Annotated in this window: 1 protein-coding gene; it reads right to left on the bottom strand. The window is 73.5% G+C overall.

Going from position 1 to position 705, the window contains the following annotated elements; translation table 11 throughout:
• On the bottom strand, positions 1-705 hold a 705-nt coding region (locus L2I40_RS24025), incomplete at both ends, for an efflux RND transporter periplasmic adaptor subunit (RefSeq protein WP_237217854.1).

The following is a 705-nucleotide window of genomic DNA, read 5'->3' as shown; positions in this document are numbered from 1 at the left end:
CGCAGGGTCGGCGTGAGGTCGGCGAGCTCGCGCAGCGCCTGCTCGATCGGGCCGGCGCCGGGCGTAGTGGGCGTCGCATCGCCACCCGCGGCGGCGGGTCGCCAGCGCAGCGCGGCGTTCGGCACGCGCAGCGCGCTCGGGCGCTGGTCGGTGACGATGCGGAGCGTCGCCGTCATCCCGGGCAGCATGCGCCCGTTGGTGTTCGGCGCCGTGATGACCACGGTGTAGGTGACGACGTTCTGCACCGTGGTCGGCGCCAGCCGGATCTCCTTCACCGTGCCGCGCAAATTCACGCCGGGATGCGCGGCGACGGTGAACTGCACCTCCTGCCCCGGGCGGATGCGGCCGATGTCGCTCTCGTCCACCGTCGCCCAGACCTCCATCTCGTCGAGGCTGGCCGCGATCTGGAACAGGATCGGCGATTGCAGGCTGGCGGCGACGGTCTGGCCGATGTCGATGTTGCGCGAGACCACGATGCCGTCGATCGGCGCGCGGATCGTCGCATTCGCCAGATCCACCTCGACCTGCTGGAGCTGGGCGTTGCGCTGCGCCTGCGCGGCCTCGGCCGCGGTGACCTGCGCGCGGGCCGTCCGCAGCGCGGCCTCCGCGCCGATCAGCTGCGCCTCCTGCTGCGCGACGGAGGCGCGGGCGGCGGAGACGTCGGCCCGGAGCCCCTCGGCCAGGAACTGGGCGCGCGAAAGATCG

Origin of the sequence: Falsiroseomonas oryziterrae, assembly GCF_021864505.1 — a bacterium.
Classification (GTDB): Bacteria; Pseudomonadota; Alphaproteobacteria; order Acetobacterales; family Acetobacteraceae; genus Falsiroseomonas; species Falsiroseomonas oryziterrae.
Note: the sequence above shows the minus strand (reverse complement) of the source record. Positions and strands in the feature narration are given on the sequence as shown.